The 17,383-nt window shown below is 68.8% G+C and carries 13 protein-coding genes; 4 read left to right on the top strand and 9 right to left on the bottom strand.

Annotation, left to right across the window (positions count from 1 at the left end):
• Positions 1-25 precede the first annotated feature (25 nt).
• From QF050_RS11935 to QF050_RS11915, 5 genes are all read right to left on the bottom strand, one after another.
• A complete protein-coding gene (locus tag QF050_RS11935; protein WP_308930614.1) occupies positions 26-1,192 on the bottom strand; it encodes a cysteine desulfurase family protein in 1,167 nt (388 codons plus the stop codon).
• A gap of 3 nt (positions 1,193-1,195) precedes the next feature.
• On the bottom strand, positions 1,196-2,038 hold the full coding sequence (gene nadC / locus QF050_RS11930) for a carboxylating nicotinate-nucleotide diphosphorylase (protein ID WP_308930613.1): 843 nt from the start codon (positions 2,036-2,038) through the stop codon (positions 1,196-1,198).
• Between the two features lie 68 nt (positions 2,039-2,106).
• Positions 2,107-3,921 carry an FAD-binding protein gene (locus tag QF050_RS11925; RefSeq protein ID WP_308930612.1) on the bottom strand — a complete coding sequence of 605 codons (1,815 nt, stop codon included), beginning with the start codon at positions 3,919-3,921 and terminating at the stop codon, positions 2,107-2,109.
• Positions 3,921-5,225 carry a quinolinate synthase NadA gene (gene nadA / locus QF050_RS11920; RefSeq protein ID WP_308930611.1) on the bottom strand — a complete coding sequence of 435 codons (1,305 nt, stop codon included), beginning with the start codon at positions 5,223-5,225 and terminating at the stop codon, positions 3,921-3,923. Before nadA ends, QF050_RS11925 begins: the two co-directional genes overlap by 1 nt.
• Positions 5,222-5,932 (bottom strand): NUDIX domain-containing protein, encoded by a 711-nt coding sequence (locus tag QF050_RS11915; protein WP_308930610.1) that lies wholly within the window; start codon positions 5,930-5,932, stop codon positions 5,222-5,224. Before QF050_RS11915 ends, nadA begins: the two co-directional genes overlap by 4 nt.
• A 277-nt stretch (positions 5,933-6,209) precedes the next feature.
• On the opposite strand from QF050_RS11915, the gene QF050_RS11910 reads away from it, so the two are divergent.
• From QF050_RS11910 to QF050_RS11900, 3 genes are all read left to right on the top strand, one after another.
• On the top strand, positions 6,210-7,607 hold the full coding sequence (locus tag QF050_RS11910; protein ID WP_308930609.1) for an amino acid permease: 1,398 nt from the start codon (positions 6,210-6,212) through the stop codon (positions 7,605-7,607).
• A 79-nt stretch (positions 7,608-7,686) separates the two neighbouring features.
• The gene (locus tag QF050_RS11905; RefSeq protein WP_308930608.1) at positions 7,687-8,514 is read left to right on the top strand and encodes an alpha/beta fold hydrolase; all 828 of its coding nucleotides are present in this window, start codon (positions 7,687-7,689) and stop codon (positions 8,512-8,514) included.
• A 65-nt stretch (positions 8,515-8,579) separates the two neighbouring features.
• Positions 8,580-9,281 (top strand): phosphoribosyltransferase family protein, encoded by a 702-nt coding sequence (locus QF050_RS11900; protein ID WP_308930607.1) that lies wholly within the window; start codon positions 8,580-8,582, stop codon positions 9,279-9,281.
• A gap of 29 nt (positions 9,282-9,310) precedes the next feature.
• On the opposite strand, the gene QF050_RS11895 is transcribed toward QF050_RS11900, so the two are convergent.
• Positions 9,311-10,645, bottom strand: coding sequence for an MFS transporter (locus QF050_RS11895; protein ID WP_308930606.1), 1,335 nt, complete (start codon positions 10,643-10,645; stop codon positions 9,311-9,313).
• A gap of 252 nt (positions 10,646-10,897) precedes the next feature.
• Between QF050_RS11895 and QF050_RS11890 the strand changes: the two genes are divergently transcribed.
• On the top strand, positions 10,898-11,632 hold the full coding sequence (locus tag QF050_RS11890) for an IclR family transcriptional regulator (RefSeq protein ID WP_308930605.1): 735 nt from the start codon (positions 10,898-10,900) through the stop codon (positions 11,630-11,632).
• A 29-nt stretch (positions 11,633-11,661) separates the two neighbouring features.
• Here the strand turns inward: QF050_RS11890 and QF050_RS11885 are convergent, their stop codons facing one another.
• The 3 genes from QF050_RS11885 to QF050_RS11875 form a co-directional block, all read right to left on the bottom strand.
• The gene (locus QF050_RS11885; RefSeq protein WP_308930604.1) at positions 11,662-13,008 is read right to left on the bottom strand and encodes an MFS transporter; all 1,347 of its coding nucleotides are present in this window, start codon (positions 13,006-13,008) and stop codon (positions 11,662-11,664) included.
• Positions 13,009-13,091: 83 nt separating this feature from the next.
• The gene (locus QF050_RS11880; RefSeq protein ID WP_308930603.1) at positions 13,092-16,181 is read right to left on the bottom strand and encodes an SMC family ATPase; all 3,090 of its coding nucleotides are present in this window, start codon (positions 16,179-16,181) and stop codon (positions 13,092-13,094) included.
• Positions 16,178-17,356, bottom strand: coding sequence for an exonuclease SbcCD subunit D (locus tag QF050_RS11875; RefSeq protein WP_308930602.1), 1,179 nt, complete (start codon positions 17,354-17,356; stop codon positions 16,178-16,180). Before QF050_RS11875 ends, QF050_RS11880 begins: the two co-directional genes overlap by 4 nt.
• Positions 17,357-17,383 lie beyond the last annotated feature (27 nt).

Below are 17,383 nucleotides of genomic sequence, written 5' to 3'. Positions count from 1 at the left end.
GGCCGGCAGGTGCCGTGCAGCCCGGCTAGCGGCCCTGGCCGGCGCCGAGGTTCCTGACGCCGGCGACGGCGGCCTTGACGGCTGCGGCAGCCTGGTCCAGGTCCTGCCGGGTTATGGATGCATCGAAACTGAAGCGGACAGCGGTCTGGGCAAGCTCCGCGGGCATCCCCAGGGCCGTGAGGACCGGCGACGGAGCATCTGAGCCGGCAGCACAGGCCGAGCCGCTGGAGCAGACCACTCCGCGGCGTTCCAGCTCCAGGAGGACTGACTCGCCACTGGTTCCCGGGAAGCAGAACGACGCCACTGACGGCAGCCGTTCGGAGGGATGGCCGGTGAGGACTGCATCCGGCACGCCCTCCAGCACCGCTGCGATGAACCGGTCGCGCAGGGCAGCCACCCTGTCACGCTGGTCCTCCTGCCCCGCATGGGCCAATGTCAGCGCGGTGGCCAGGCCCACCGCACCGGCCACGTTTTCGGTACCCGAGCGGCGTCCCCGTTCCTGGCCCCCGCCGTGGATCACCGGTTCGAGCCTGGTGCGGCCGCGGACGTAGAGCATCCCGCACCCCTTGGGGGCTCCCAGCTTGTGTCCGGAGATGCTCATTGCGTCCACGCCCAGCGCCCTGGTGTCCAGCGGCATCCAGCCGGCCGCCTGGACGGAGTCCGTGTGGAACGGGATGCCCTGGCTGCGGGCCAGTTCCGCCAGGGTGGCGATGGGCTGCACCGTGCCGATTTCGTTGTTGGCGTACATGACGCTGACCAGCGCTGTTTCCGGGCTGAGCACCGCGGAAAGCGCGTCCGGGCTGACCAGGCCGGACGCGTCGACGGGCACCACGTCCACTGCGAAGCCGTGGAAGCGCTCGAGGTACCGGGCGGATTCCTCCACTGCCGGGTGCTCGACGGCGCTGATCACCACCCGGTTCAGGCGCGGGTTCGTGGCCTGCCGGGCCAGGGCGATTCCTTTGACGGCGAGGTTGTCCGCTTCCGTACCGCCGGAGGTGAAGACCACTTCCCCGGGCCGGCAGCCAAGGATGCCCGCCACGGCGGACCGTGCCCCTGCGAGTGCCGCTGCCGCCGCCTCACCGAGCCCGTGGTGGCTGGAGGGGTTTCCGAACCCGCCGGTGAGGTACGGCCACATGGCGTCCAGCACCTCGCGGCGGACGGGCGTGGTGGCGGCGGCGTCAAGGAAGATCACGGGTCACCCGGCAGTCAGTTCGACATCCAGGCCCAGGTCCAGGGCGGCCACGGTGTGCGTGAGTGCCCCCACTGAGATGACGTCCACGCCGGTGGCGGCGATCGCCGCGACGGTTTCGAGGTTGACGTTGCCGCTGGCCTCAACCAGTGCCCGTCCGGAAACCAGGGCGACCCCGGCCCGCAGCTCCGGCACCGTGAAGTTGTCCAGCATGATGGTGTCCACCCCTGCCGCCAGGACGGGCTCGATCTGGTCCATCCGGTCGACTTCCACTTCGAAGTGGGTAGTGTGTCCCAGCTGTGCCTTGGCCGCCAGCAGGAGCCCGGTGAGTTTGGCCGGGTCACCGCCGGTCATCACGGCCAGGTGGTTGTCCTTGGCCAGGACAGCGTCCGACAGGCTGTACCGGTGGTTGGAACCACCCCCGCACCGGACGGCGTAGCGTTCCAGGACACGCAGCCCCGGGGTGGTTTTGCGGGTGTCGGTAATGCGTGCCCGGGTGCCTTCAGTGAGCCGCACGAACCCGGCGGTCTTGGTGGCGATCGCGGACATCCGCTGGACCAGGTTGAGCGCCACCCGTTCCGCCAGCAGCACCGAACGCGCGGTTCCGCTGACCCGGGCCAGGTGCGTGCCGGCGTCGAACGCCTGGCCGTCCGCCACGAGCAGTTCCACCCGGGTGGCGGGGTCCACGAGTTCCATGGCGTCCCGGAAGACGGTGGCCCCGCTGAGGATGCCCGGGACACGGGCATTGAGGACGGCGGTGGCGCGTGCCCCGGCGGGGATCAGCAGTTGGGAAGTGATGTCGCCGGAGGGGGCGTCCTCGGCGAAGGCCCGTTCCAGGATGTCCCGCACGGGGGCCACAGGAAGGGCCAGGTCGAGGGGATGGGCGCACGGCAGCGGCGTGGTCGATTACGGCGGGTTCAGTCATGGAGCAGGCTCGCTTTCGGGCGCGGAGGGCAGGTGTTTTCAGGTTCGGCGGCTTCATCGCTGCGGTAGTGGGCGCCCAGCGATTCGGTGCGGTTCAGTGCGGCAGCCACCAGCAGCCGGGCAGCCAGCAGGAGGTTCCGGTCCTCGTGCAACACAGGATCACAGGAGGAGGTGTCACCGTCAGGACAAACGACGCCGGCCCACCGGTCAAGCGTCCGGGCAGCCCCAGCCAACAACTCCCCGGACCGCAAAACCCCGGCATGCGACGTCATCAAAAGCCGAAGAGCATCCCGCGAGAACGGCTCCAGCGGATCGGGAGTTTCCGGCATGGTATCCGTTTCCCACACTGCAGACTTCGACTCCCGCGCGGCGGATGTGTGGGGCAGCTCCGGAGGTCCCGAAAGCGCCGTTGTTGCGTGAGCGTCCGCACCGGCCGCCGAGCTTGCGAGGAGGTCGCCGGTGCGAGGCGCGAGCGCAGGCGCCGAGGGATCTGCGGAGCTGGCTTGAAGAAAGTCTTCAACAGCGCGGCGGCCGAAGACGAGTCCCTCCAGGAGGGAGTTGCTGGCCAGCCGGTTTGCCCCTTGTACCCCGGTGCACGCAACCTCGCCGGCGGCGTAGAGGCCGGGGACGGTGGTGCGGGCGGAGAGGTCGGTGGCCACCCCGCCCATCCAGTAGTGGGCGGCGGGGGCGACGGGGACCAGTTCGCGGGTCCAGTCGATGCCGGCGTCAACGGTTTTCCGGGTGAGGGTGGGGAACCGTCGGCCCAGGAAGCCCTCGCCTTTGGCCTGTTCGACGCCGCGGGCGTCGAGGTAGACGTGGCCGTTGGGGTCGCCGAGTTTGGCCAGGTGAAGGGCGATGCTGCGTGAGACGACGTCGCGGGGCGCCAGTTCGGCGTCGGGATGGTAGGCCTGCATGAAGCGCCTGCCGCCGGCGTCCAGCAGGGTGGCCCCTTCGCCGCGGACCGCCTCGGAGATCAGCAACGGACCGTCCAGCCGGCCGGGGTGGGCGGTGGCGGAGCTGACCAGGCAGGTGGGGTGGAACTGGAAGAATTCAAGGTCTTTGACGGCTGCCCCGGCGCGGACGGCGAGCGCCAGCCCGTCGGCGGTGGCGACGCCGGGGTTGGTGGTTTGGGCGAACAGCTGGCCTGCTCCGCCGCTGGCCAGCAGGACGGCATCGGCGGCCAGGCTGGACTGCCGGCCCGCCTGGAGGTAGTCGACTCCGCTGACGTTGCCGTTCGTGGTGACCAGGGCGGTCACCTGCGCCCGGGGAAGGATGGTGAGCCTGCCCTGGTCGTGCCGGGAGAGCACGGCCTGGATGAGCGCGGCGGCCACCCGTGCACCCGTGGCGTCCCCTCCTGCGTGCAGGATGCGGGGGGCACTGTGTGCGGCTTCGAGCCCAAGCGCCGGGCCGTCGTCGTGCGTTGCGTCCCCGTCGCCAGTGCGCCCTGATCCGGCGGCCCGGGGTGTGCCCGGCGCGGCGTCGAAGCTGACCCCATACCGTTGGAGCCCGGCGATATCCCGGCGCGCCTGGGTGCACATCAGCCGGACGGCGGCCTCGTTGCAGTGGCCTGCCCCGGCCCGGAGCGTGTCGGCGATGTGTGCGGCAACAGTGTCTCCGGGCGACGGTTCGCCGAGCACCGCCGAGATGCCGCCCTGCGCGTACCAGGTGTTGCTGTCCTCCAGGGCGCCTTTAGTCAGCAGCACCACGTCCACACCGGCGTCGGCTGCAAGCAGCGCAGCATAAAGGCCGGCGATGCCGCTTCCGACGACGGCGAGGCGCCGGGCGGGCGCGCCGGGCTGGCGGGTCATTACGGCCTCGCAGCGAGCATGCGCTCGAGGGCCGTCCTGGCGTTGGCCTGAACGTCCTCGTCCACGGTGATGCGGTTGACGATCCTGCCGGCGACCAGTTCTTCCAGGACCCAGGCCAGGTAGCCGGGGTGGATGCGGTACATCGTGGAGCAGGGGCAGATGACCGGGTCGAGGCAGAAGATGGTGTGCTGCGGGTACTCGGCGGCGAGCCGGTTCACCATGTTGATCTCGGTTCCAATGGCGAACGTGGTGGGCTCGGTGGCTGCGGCGATGGCCTTTTTGATGAAGTCGGTGGAGCCGGCGGAATCGGCGGCGTCCACTACCTCCATGGGGCACTCGGGGTGCACGATCACCTGGACGCCGGGGTAGCCGGCGCGGGCCTTGTCGATCTGCGCCACGTTGAACCGCTTGTGGACGGAGCAGAATCCGTGCCAGAGGATGACGCGGGAGTCAAGGAGTTCCTGCTCCCCGTTGCCGCCGAGGTCCTTGCGCGGGTTCCACATGGGCATCTGCTCCAGGGGGACGCCGAGCGCCTTGGCGGTGTTGCGGCCCAGGTGCTGGTCCGGGAAGAACAGCACCCGCTGTGCCCGCTCGAAGGCCCACTCCAGGACGGTCCTGGCGTTAGAGGAGGTGCAGACGATGCCGCCGTGTTCGCCGCAGAACGCCTTCAGGGCTGCGGAGGAGTTCATGTAGGTGACGGGGATGACCGGAACCCGGCCGTCGGCGTCGGGCTCGGTGCCGAAGATTTCCGCCAGCTGGTCCCAGCATTCTTCAACGGAGTCCTCGTCCGCCATGTCCGCCATGGAGCAGCCGGCGGCGAGGTTGGGCAGGATGACTGCCTGCTCCGGGGTGGACAGGATATCCGCGGTCTCGGCCATGAAGTGGACCCCGCAGAAGATGATCGCTTCCGCCTCCGGCCGGGTCAGCGCTGCGTTGGCGAGCTGGAACGAGTCCCCCACGAAGTCCGCGTACTGGACCACCTCATCGCGCTGGTAGAAGTGTCCAAGGATGACGGCACGCTCACCGAGCGTGGCCTTTGCCGCCTTGATTCGTTCGCCCAGTTCGGCATCGCTGGCCAGCTTGTATTCCTCCGGCAGCTGACCCTGGCGTGGCGTGGAGGCGGGAGCGGGGTCGGCGCTTGATGCGCCGGGACCGTACGCCGGGATGCCTGCGAGCGCCTCGGCGAGGTCGTAGTCCCAGGGCCCCTTCGCCAGGGCCGGGCTGCAGGTGCTGCGTTCCGCGGCGGCGCCTTTTTCGGTCTGTTCGCGCGTGATCAGCTGGATTGCCGTGTTGACGCTGCTCATGGTGTGCTCCTGTTGTCTGGGTCAAGGCCTGGCCGGCCGGTGTAGCGGTAGAGGCGTGGCGGGCGGTGTTTGCCGCCCTGGAGGTATTCCCCGGTTTCTTCGATTTCCGGGGTGGACTTGAGTTGGCGGCGGAAATTGGCTGGATCCAGTTGGCGGTCCAGGACGGCTTCGTAGACTTCACGGACCTGGGCCAGGGTGAAGTACTCCCCCAGCAGGTGGTAGGCAATGGAGCCGTAGGCGAGCTTGTTGCGCAGGCGCCAGAGGGCGTAGTCGACGATCGCATTGTGATCGAAGGCCAGGTCCCCCAGGCGGTCGGCCCGGAACCACCTGACGTTCTCGGATTCATCCGCGAGCGCCGCCTCCGTGGGCTGGACCAGGGCCCAGTAAACGATCGAGACGACACGCTGCGTGGGCGAGCGGTGCAAGCCGCCGAAAGCGTACAGCTGCTCCAGGTAGCTGGGGCTGAGGCCCGTGGTTTCCTGCAGGTTCCTGGACGCGGCGTCCTGCAGCGACTCGTCGTGGCTCAGGGGGCCACCCGGTAAGGCCCAGAGTCCCTTGAAGGGTTCCCTGATACGGCGGACCAGCGGCAGCCACAGCGTGGGCCGTCCCGAGGTGGCGCTGGGGCGCAGGGCAAAGATCACCGTGGAGATGGCGAGCGACGGCGGCGCGGCCTGCCGCTCGGACACATTGGCTGAGCTGTAGTACATCGTCACACCGCCTTTCATTACCCGGCCATCGGGCCTGTCGACCCAGTTATAGTCACTTTGACCAAAACTAATTTTACGGCCAGCCGGACGGAAAGGGAAATGTTTCCGCGGCAGCAGCTGACGCACCGCTGCCGCGGCGGGAAGCTGCGGCCGGACGGCGGGACCCGGCGTGCGTTTTTGGCCGGCTGCCGGACGCGGTAAATTCAAGTGGTCCCAAAAGGACCTCCGGACCCCCGGGACCGGACCCCGAACCAACCCCAAGAAGGTTTACCGCCCCATGACGATGAAGTCCGCCCCGACCACATCCATCACAGCGCCACGCAAGGCTCCGGCAGGCCACAGCATGAAGCCGCGCCAGCTCACCATGATGGGGCTCGGCAGCGCCATCGGTGCGGGATTGTTCCTGGGATCGGGCGCCGGGGTGCAGGCTGCAGGCCCGGCGGTCCTCATCTCTTACCTGGTGGCAGGGACGCTCATCATCCTGGTGATGTGGGCCCTGGGTGAGATGGCAGCCGCGAACCCGAACAGCGGAGCGTTTTCGGTCTACGCCGAGCGCGCGCTGGGCCGGACCGCGGGAGCCACCATCGGGTGGCTTTGGTGGCTGCAACTGGTGGTAGTGATCGCGGCCGAGGCCCTGGGTGCGGCCGGCTTGCTGTTCTCCGTCTGGCCCGTGGTTCCGGTCTGGGCGCTGGCACTGCTGTTCATGGTGGTGTTCACCGGCATCAACCTGGCAGGCGTCCGGAACTTCGGCGAATTCGAGTTCTGGTTCGCCATCCTCAAGGTGGCCGTCATCGTCCTGTTCCTGGCAGTTGGCGCCGCCTTGCTCCTTGGCCTCCTGCCCGGCGTCGACTCCCCCGGCGCGGGCAACCTCACGTCCAACTTTGCGCCGCAGGGACTTGGAGGGGTGGCCGCGGCCCTCTTCGTGGTGATCTTCGCGTTCGGCGGCACCGAGATCGTCTCCGTCGCCGCAGCCGAGACCGAGGATCCCGAGCGCAGCGTCGGCAACGCCATCCGGACCGTAGTGTGGCGGATCCTGGTGTTCTACATCGGTTCCGTCTTCGTCATCGCAGCGGTCCTTCCCGCCACGTCCAAGGGCCTTGCCTCGCCCTTCGCCGGAGTGCTCGATGCCGCACGGATCCCCGGCGCCTCCACCGCCATCACCCAGGTGGCCGTCGTCGCCCTCCTCTCGGCGCTGAACGCCAACCTCTATGGCGCATCACGCATGGCGTACTCGCTGGCGCAGCGGGGTGAGGCGCCGCGCGTCCTCGCCCGCCTCAACGGCGCCGGCGTCCCCGTGCTTGCCGTTGCGGTCTCGGTGGCCTTCGGCTTCATCGCCACCCTGCTGGAACTGCTGTTCCCGGACCGGGTCCTGCCGGCACTGTTCCAACTTGTGGGCTCCACCTGCCTGGTGGTGTGGGGCAGCGCGCTGGTCTCCCAGCTGATCCTGCGGCGCCGCGCCGACCGCGACGGGGCCCCGTTGCCGCTGCGAATGAAGGGCTTCCCCGGGCTGACCATCCTGGGCCTGGTCCTGCTGGGCCTGATCTTCGCCGTCGGCTTCAGCGCGGAGGCCAGCCGCGTCCAACTCCTGAGCACCTTTGGCCTGATCGCCGGCATCGCGCTGGCCTGCGCTGCAGGCGCCCGGCTCACCCGTGGGAACCGGCCTGCCAACAGGTAGAGTGAAGCTACCTTTCCAAGGAAGACGCACCGACGCGCCGGGTCCGCCCGGGCGCCGTACCTGATGAGGAACTGACACCATGAGCGGCAGGCACACCGGACAGCAGCAGGCGCACACCGTCGAGGGAATCGACCCGCAACTCTACGTGGCGGTGCACGAGCCCGCCACGGACGCCGGGCTCCGGCCGGTGCTGCTGCTGCATGGCTTCTCCTCATCGTCCAAGCTCAACTGGGAGGACACCGGATGGGTGGCCGCGCTGCTCGAAGCCGGGCGCCGGGTTATCACCGTGGACCTGCCCGGCCACGGCCGCAGCGGTGCCCCCGAAGACCGGGACTCCTACTCCCCCAGCAGGATCAGGGCAGACCTGCTTCAGGCAGCGTTCGACGCCGGTGCGCGCCCGCTGCACGACGGCGACCCTTCCAGCGGGCTGGACGTGGTGGGATATTCCCTTGGTTCCCGGCTCGCCTGGGAGTTTGCCGCAACCCAGCCGGAGCTCGTCCACAGGCTGGTGCTGGGCGGCCCCAACAACACCGATCCGCTGGCGGCGTTCGACCTTCGGGCCGCCCAGGACTACCTGGCGGACGGCACGCCGATCGCCGACGAATCGACGGCCCAGCTGTTGAAGATGGCGCTGCTGCTGCCGACCAACAACATCTTTGCGCTGCTGTCGCTCGTGGAAGCCATCAAGGCAGAACCTTACGACCCCGCAGAGGCGGTGCCGCACGTACCAATGCTCCTGGTTGCCGGGGACAAGGACGAACGGGCAGGCACGCTGCCCCACCTCGCCGAGCTGGCGCGCGGTGCCGGGTCCATGGCCGAGCAATTGCTCCTCCCGGGCCGGAACCACACCAACGCCATCACCAGCAGGGCCTTCAAGCAGGCCGCCATTTCCTTCCTGGGTGTCTAGGGGCCGGTGGACGGCCGCGCCCAGGGCTTACGCTGACCTCAGGCCGGACCGGCGGGAAGGGACAGATGGCTACGCGTTTTGAGGATCGCACGGAGGCCGGCGGACGCCTGGCGGCCGCGCTTGCCACGTTCCGTGAACGGCCGGACGCCGTGGTCCTTGGCCTGGCCCGCGGCGGCATCCCGGTAGCGGCGGCCACGGCAAAAGCCCTCAGCCTTCCCCTGGGCGCTGTCCTGGTACGAAAGCTGGGCATCCCCGGCTACGAGGAAACCGCCTACGGCGCCTTGGCCTGGGCGCACGGACGGATCGTCCGGCTGATCAACAAGCCCCTGCTGGAGCGGGTTCTCCAACACGGCGTGCGCCAGGAGTGGCTGGACGACGTGGAGAACCGTGAACGCACCGAAATCCTGCGCCGGGCCGCCCTGTACCCGGGAACCATCACGGACCTGACCGGCAAGACTGTCCTGCTGGTGGATGACGGCCTGGCCACCGGCGCAACGATGCGGGCCGCCGTCGAGGCCGTGCGTGCCGATGGTGCGGCAACCGTGGTGGCCGCCGCTCCGGTGGGTTCCGTTGATGCCGAGGCCTCGCTGGAGCGCGTGTGTGACGCCGTCGTGTGCCTGCACCTGCCGGGCAAGTTCCGGGCCGTGGGCAGCTTCTACCGGCACTTCGGGCAGCTGACCGACGACGACGCCGTCAACCTGCTGAACCAACAGCAGCCCCTGCAGCACGACGCAGGCCCGGAGCAACGTCCGGGCCTGCGAGGCTGAGGTGAGGGCGGCCGGGTTGAGTGACGGCCCTAGTGGTGGCTGCTGACGCCCAGCGGCCGGCCCTTGGTTTCCTTGGCCAGCACCACGCCCACGGCCGAGATCACGCACAGGACCATGATGTAGATGCCGATCGAACCGGCCCACTTGGTGGACTGCAGCAGGGATTCGGCGATGGTGGCGGCAAAGGCTCCGCCGAGGATGGCGCCAAAGGCGTACCCGATGGAGATGCCGGAGTACCTCACGTTGGCGGGGAACATCTCGGCATACATGGCGGACATGGGGCCGTAGGAGAGGCCAAGGCCGACGGTCAGGACAAACAGGGCGACGCCGTACAGGACGATGTCCTTGGTGTCGATCAGCGCGAACATGGGGATCATCCAGGCGAAGACGATGGCGTAGCCAATCAGGAACGTCTTCACGCGGCCGATCCGGTCGGACAGCCAGCCCCCCACCAGTGTGAAGATCAGCCAGCCGAAGGATGCCAGGGTGGTGGCGAGGAGGATCTGCGGGGTGGGCATCTTCAGCGTCTTGGTGGCGTAGGAGATGAAGAAGGCGATGAGCAGGTAGCCGGCCGCGTTGTTGCCGATGAAGATCATCGTTGAATACAGGACAGGCTTTTTGTAGTTGCGGACCAGTTCACCCAGCGGCGCCTTGCTTTCCTTCTTCCGCAGGGCCATTTCCTGGAAGACCGGGCTCTCGGCCACGGCGCGGCGGATGAGGTAGCCCACCACGATCAGCACGATGGACAGCAGGAACGGCACGCGCCAGCCCCAGGCGGCGAAGTCTTCCTTGGACATTCCGGTGTTGAGGAAGAACAACAGGCCGGTGGCCAGGATCATGCCCACGGGCACCCCGATCTGCGGGTAGGCACCGAACAGGCCGCGGCGGTTCATGGGGGCGTGTTCAACGGCCATGAGGGCAGCCCCGCCCCATTCGCCGCCGGCCGAGAAGCCCTGGATGACGCGAAGCACGATCAGCAGCACGGGGGCCCAGGCGCCGATCTGCGCGTAGGTGGGCAGCACGCCGATCAGCGCGGTGGCAGCACCCATCATCACCAGGGTGAAGACCAGCATGGCCTTGCGGCCCAGGCGGTCGCCGAGGTGCCCGGCAACAACGGCGCCCAGGGGGCGGAAGAGGAAGCTGATGCCGATGAGGGCGAAGGAGAGGATCTGCGCCAGGCCCGGGTTGGACTCGTTCAGCGGAGCCAGGAACAGCGGTGACAGCAGCGTTGCGGTCAGCTGGGCAAAGATGAAGAAGTCGTACCACTCGATAGTGGTGCCCACGAGGGTGCCTGCGAGGACTTTGCGTTCCTCCGCCCGGCTGCTGGGACCGGCGGGGGTGTCCACCTTGGAAGGTGTGGTCATTTAAACTCCATTGTTTTTATTGGGCGGCGGTGCCGTCCGGACGCCTCAGGGATTACCGACAGAACGGTCAGTTAGTTAGCAGGGTACTACGAAAACGTGATGCGGAACACGGAATGGCTGGATTGGGTGGGATGCCGCCGTGGAAGGTGTGTTCTATATTGGAACTCACTGTTCGTATAAAGGACAATACCCGCACAACGCGGCGAGGACAAGAGTCCCGTGCCCGCAGTTTCGGCAACCTAGGATGGACACATGACTCCTCCCGCCCCAGCGCAGGCCGGAGCGGCCCTGCCGCAGGCTTCCCCGTCCCAGACACTGTCGCGCGGTATCCGTGCCCTTGAGATCCTGGCCGCTGCGCCGGGACCTTTGACCATCGCAGAGCTTGCGGATGCCATGGGTGTCCACCGCTCTGTCGCGTACCGGATCCTGCGGACCCTGGAAGACCATTCGCTCCTGGTGCGCGATGACGCGGGCCGGGTACAGCCCGGCCCTGGACTCGCGGTCCTGGCCCGCGGCGTGTCGCGCAACCTGCAGAGCGCCGCGCTTCCGGAACTGACCCAGCTGGCAAACTCACTGAACATGACGGCGTTCGTGGCGGTGTGGGACCACCACGATTGCATCACGCTGGTCACGGTGGAGCCTCGACACTCCGGAGCCACCGTTGCCCAGCACCCGGGGACCCGGCACCCCATCAACGCCGGCGCACCCGGGATCGCCATCCAGTCCGCCCTGACGGAGGCGGAGTGGAACAGGCTGGAGACCGGGATCCCCTACCGGCCGGAGGCCACCGAGGCACGCCGGAAGGGATACTCCGCCAGCCATGACGAGGTCATCGCCGGAGTCTCCTCCTTGGCCGCGCCTGTGCGGGTGCCCGGCGGCCGGCCGGCCGCCCTCGCCGTCGTCTACATCCGTTCGGCCCACGACCCCGACGCCGTGGGCGCCGCCATCGCCGAGAGCGCGGCCAGGATCGAGAGCCAGCTGGCCTAAGGCGGCGGACCGCCGGGCACCAGTGCGCGTCAGCGCCGCCGGCGAAGTACGACGGCGGTTCCCGCACCGAGCAGCGCCAGCGCTGCCGCCGCGCACACCGGGACCAGGAACGCCGCGCCGGACCCGTGGAGCTGTGCCAGCTGGCCGCCAACGGCTGAGCCGACCGCCGTTCCGGCGACAATGCCACTGGCCAGGCCGGTCATGACCGTGCCGAGCCGGCCCGCGGGAGCCAACGCTCCGCCGACGGCAAACACGGTGACCATGACCGGCCCCACCGGAAGTCCAAGGACCAGCAGGACTGCCGCCATCATGGGCAGGGACGACGGCAACAGCAACAGGACCGCCAACGCCGCCATGAGCACCGCGCACAGCACCCAGCGCAGCGCCAGGGCCGCCCTGCGCGGCCAGTAGGCAACCGAGAGCGCAGCGGCCGCCGAACTCAGTCCCATGACCGCGTACAGCAATCCCGCGATTTCCGCGCCCGCCAGGCTGGCGGAGAAGGCACTAAGGGCCGCCTGGGTGGAACCGAAGAACGTGCCCATGCAGACCATCGCCATAACGGGCAGCGCCACGGCCAGGGGCAGCTTTCGGGATGTCGCAGCACCCGCGCCTTTCCTGCCCCGGGCATGCCGGGTGACCGGTACGGCACGGTGGGTAGGGTGCACGGCGAAGGCCGGGACAAGCGTGATGGTCATGGCCGCTGCCAGGGCCAGCGGCAGCCAGGGAGTAACCATGCTGGCAAGTACTCCCACCAGCGCCGGCCCGAGGACAAAGGTCACTTCGTCGGCCGTGCTTTCGTAGGAGAGCGCGGTGTCCAGGTCGCGTGCGGCGCTGCCGGCAGAGGCGTCAGCGCCTCCACCGGCAGCTGTCAGCGACATCCATCGGACCCTGGCCAGCGGGCCCACCTGCGGACATGTTGCACCGGCGGCAAAGGCCGCGGCCAGGACGGCCAGCGGGAATCCGCCGTTCCTTCCGGTGGCAAGGGCGGCCAGGACCAGCACCAGCACGGCCACCGTGTTGAGGACTGCCGACACCAGCAGCACGGGACGTTGTCCCTGCCTGTCGGCCAGTGACCCAAGGACGGGCGCTCCCAGCGCCGAGCCGATGCCGACCGCGCCCGCGGCCGTCCCGCCAACGGCAAAGGAACCGCTGACCGAGGTGACCAGGGTCAGTGTGCCGACGGTCAACATGGCCAGCGGCAGCCGCGCGAAAAGTCCCAGCGGAAGAAACGCCCGGCCGGCGAGTTCAGGAAGGCGCGCGAAGCGGCCTGCTGCTGCCGTTCGTCCGGAGTCCCGGGCAGCATCGTCGCGGGCGGGAACGTCTTTGCCCCGGGCCGGGACGTCGTGGGTGGCTGAAGGGGTAGTTTGAGGTGTCAATTCCGGGCTCGTTCAGTCGGTGCGCATCGTCCCTCCTCCCGATGCGCGCAACCCGGTAACGCGGTCAAGTATATCCGCCGGGGTCAGGGAAGTGCGTCAACGCTTTCGGATATCCGCAGCGTGGAGCCGTTCCGGTTCTTGAGTACCTGGAGCTGGGTGCCGATCCGCTGTTTCATCTCGGCCACATGGCTGACCAGCCCCACTACCCTGCCGCCGTCGCGAAGGCTTTCCAGGGCGTCCATGACTTGTTCCAGGGACTGTTCGTCCAGGCTGCCAAAGCCTTCATCAACGAACAGGGTCTCGATTTCCACGCCGCCGGACTCCTGCTGGACCACGTCCGCCAGGCCCAGGGCCAGCGACAACGAGGCCATGAAGGATTCACCGCCGGACAGTGTGGAGGTGTCCCGGCGGTAGCCCGTCCACTGGTCCACCACTTCAAGGCCCAGCCCCGATTTGGCGCCGCGCGCCGCCTTGGCATCGGTATGCTGCAGCAGGTACCGGCCATCGCTCATGGCCACGAGGCGCTCGGATGCGGCGAGGGCCACCTGTTCCAGCCGCGCGGCCAGGACGTAGCTGTTCAGGCTCATCCGGTAGGTGTTCTCACCCCTGCCTGCTGCGGCTTCGGCCAGACCGGCGAGCATTTGGGCCCGCTCCGCCGGCTCCCGGGACGAGGACACCAGGTCCTCGTATTCCGCCGCGATGGAGGTAAGTGCCGCCAGGCACCGGCGTGCAAGGCCGGCAGCGAGATCGGCCTCCCGGGCATCATTGTGCGCGGCGGAAGCTTCCGTGCGTAGTGCTTCCAGCCGTTCATCATCGGCCACAAAGCCGTCGCCGGCTTCGGCCATGGCCAGCACGAGGTCTTCCGACTCGAACAGTCCGGCCACCCGGGCAGCTTCATCACGGGCCGAGCGGACGGCAGCTTCGAGTGCTGCCACATCCGCAGCTCCCAGGAGTTGGCTGCGGACGTCGCCGGCTGAGGCGAAACCTGCCTCCGGCAGGGCCAGCTCAAGGTTCTCTTGCGCCTCCGCGGCCTGCGACCTGGCGGTATCCAGCCGTGATTGCGCTTCTACGGCTTTGTCCAGCACCGCCACGGCATCCTCGAGGACCCGCAGCCGCCGGTTCAAGCTGCTGTGGTTTCCCCGCAGGCCGGCAAGGGCGGTGTCCAATGCAGCAGCCTGTTCGGCGAGGTCGGCAAGCAGGACACCGCTGTGGGACAGCTCAGCCTCCGCGTCTGACAGCGCGGCGCGGGCCTGTTCGATACCCGCATCGAATGCGTCCAGCCGTTGCCGCTTTTGCTGGAGCTCCTCCACGGCCTGCTCGGCAGCCCCGGCCGCAGCCAGCGCCTCCTCAGCCCCTGCGCGGGCCTCCGCCACGGGGGTGGTCCCTCCCTGTCCGGCGAGGACGGCCACCGTTTGCTCGGCCTCGGCACGTTCGGCGCTGACCGCCCCGTGGGCTGCCTCGGCCGCTTCATAGGCAGCATGGGCGTCTTCCTCGGCCTGGGCCAGGGCCGGGCCTCCTGTGCCGGATCCTGCCGGCCCCGGATGATCCCCGCTTCCGCATACCGGACATGGCTCGCCGGCCACCAGCTTGGCAGCAAGCTCGGACGCCGCATTGGCAAGCCGAACCTCCCGCAGGTCCAGCCAGCGGCCTTTCGCCTCCAGCAGTTTCTCCCGCGAGTCTTCGCAGCGGGCGGTGACGAGGTCCCGGCTCTTCACAGCCGTCCCGTACCGCTGGACGACGTCGAGCAGTTCCGCGGCGGCAGCTGCTTCCTTGCGGCGGAGTGCGGCCTCGGCGGCACGGGACTCCAGCTGGTCCATGGTTCCTGCCAACAGTCCCCGGTCCGCCAGCAGCTGCGCTGCGCGGTTTCCCAGTGTCTCCACCTGCAGCCTGAGTTCGTCCTGCCTGCCGGCCAGGCTGCGGTGCCGCCCACGCAGGTCCTTCAGCCTCTGCTCGTCCGGCAACCGTGCCTCAACGACGGCCAGCAGCGACCGGAGCCGGCCCAGCTCCTCTGCGGCCCCGGGCACAATCTCCCCCGCGGCGTCGCCGGCCTGGACCGGTGCGGCGGCCGCAGCCTCAGCCGCTCCCAGGCCGAGCTGGGCGAGTTCGGTGCCGTCAGCGGCAGCCATCCTGAGCAGGGTCATGGCCGACTCGGCGGCGGCCTCCGCGCTTCGCACTTTGCCGGCCGCGGCATCCACGGCCTGCAGCTGCCCTTGGAGGACCTCGGCCTCGCGGTGGCGGCTGAGCCGGGCGGCGAGTTCTTCCTGCCGGGCCGCCCCGTCCTTCACGGCTTGTTGCCGCACGGTGGCCGCCTGGAGTTTCCGGGCCCGCTCGTGCCGTGCGGTTTCCCGTTCCACGTCGCTGCGGCGGTCCTGGCTGAGGGACGTCGCGGTCGCAGCGTGCTCCGTGAGCTCTGCCAGGCGCCCCGCAACAGCGGCCTGCAACCAGTCAAGCCGCCCGGCGGTGTCTTCCACCGCCGGGGCCCCCTCCTGCGGAAGCTGGAGCGGAGCGGCCTCGGCTTCGGCGCGGGAGGCAAGGATGCCCAGCTGCCCGCCCAGGGCCGCGACGTCTTCCTTGGCCGCGCTGGCTTGCCGTGACAGTTCCTGTTCGAGCGCTTCAAACCGCTGCGTCCCGAAAAGTTTCTGCAGCAGGTCAAGGCGGTCGGCGGCCTTGGACCTGAGGAAGGCGGCGAAATCGCCCTGCGGCAGCATGACGACCCGGGTGAACTGCTCACGGTCCATGCCCAGCAAGGCCATGATCTCCGCGCCGGCCTCGTCGTTACGGGCAGATTTTTCCACCCAGGTTCCACCGACCCGTTCACGGAGCAGGGTTTTGGCCTGCTGGGTGGTGAAGCCGTTCCTGCCGCGGGCACTGGGCTTGTCCCATGCCGGCGAACGGGTCACCTCGAAGCGGCGCCCCTGGGCGGAGAATTCGCAGGTTACGGCCGGTTCCTGGCCAGGCTCGGCATGGTCGCTGCGGAGCCGTTTGCCGTCCTGCCGGGCTCCGGGAACGGATCCATAGAGGGCAAAGCAGATGGCATCGAGAACGCTGGTCTTGCCGGCGCCCGTGGGGCCGTTCAGCAGGAACAGGCCGTGGGCGCTGAGGCGGTCGAAATCGATGTCTTCGGTTCCGGCGAACGGGCCGAAGCCGGAGATGCGCAGATGATGGATCCTCACCGCGAGGCCTCCAGCAGCCGGACGTTCTCCAACGCGGCGGCGAGCGCGGCTTGCTCATCCTGGTCCGCGCTGCGTCCACGCACGTGTTCCAGGAAGCCGCAGCAGACGGCGAGGTCGTCCGGGGCGTCTGCAAGCCTGCTGCTGTAGCTGGCCTGGGCCGCGTCATTGCCGCCCTGGGGATCGAACGCCAGGACCAGGGTGTCAGGGAACCGTGCGCGGAGCCGCTCCATGGCCCGCACGGGACGCTGGGCATCGGTGAGGGTGACCTGGCAGTAGGCGGTTTCAGCCCAGGCGTGCCCGGGCTCTTCCAGGAGCTCGCCCAGGGTGCCGCGCAGCACGGCAAGGGTTCGCGGGGCCTCCCACGCGACGTCCTTCACCGACGTGACTCCGTCCGGCCCCAGGTCCACGAGCCAGGCACCTTTCCGGTGCGTGGATTCGGAGAAGGAATAGGCCAGCGGGGATCCCGAATAGCGCACGCGGTCGGACAGCTCCTGCCGTCCGTGGAGGTGGCCGAGTGCGGTGTAGGTAAATCCGTCGAACAGGTCCAGGGGAACGGCACCCACGCCGCCGATGCTGAGGTCCCGCTCGCTGTCCGAGCTGATGCCGCCGCTGGCGAAGGTGTGGGCCAGGACCACTGAATGGACGGTGGCGGCGCCTGTGCGCCGTGCGATGTCGGCCCGGATAAGGCCGGTGGCCGCCCGGGTCACCTCGAAGTGGCTTGCCGTCTCCACGCCCAGCTGGTCGGCCACGAGACGGGGTTCAAGCCAGGGAATGCCGTACACGGCCAGGACCGCTTCATGCCCGGCGGCGTCCGTTCCAAGCGGCAGCAGCAGCGGATGGTCGAGCTCGGCCACCTTGGTGCGCAGGTGCACTCCCCCGCGTTCCAGCAACCGGGAGGCGAAACCCAGCCGGATCGCGGAGTCGTGGTTGCCGCTGGTGAGGACCACCTTGGCTCCGGCGGAGGTAAGCCTGACCAGGGCGTCATCGAGCAGGTGGACGACGTCCACCCCGGGCAGTGCCCGGTCGTAGACATCGCCGGCGATCAGCACGACATCAATGCCCTCCCGCTCCACCGTTGCCACCAGCTGGTCGATGAAGGCCCGCTGGGCGTCCAGCATGCCCACGCCGTGGAAGGAACGGCCCAGGTGCCAGTCCGAGGTATGAAGTAACCGCATATTCCTACGCTATCGGCAGCCACTGAC

It is taken from the genome of Arthrobacter sp. SLBN-112, from assembly GCF_030944625.1.
Taxonomy (GTDB): domain Bacteria; phylum Actinomycetota; class Actinomycetes; order Actinomycetales; family Micrococcaceae; genus Arthrobacter.
Note: the sequence above shows the minus strand (reverse complement) of the source record. Positions and strands in the feature narration are given on the sequence as shown.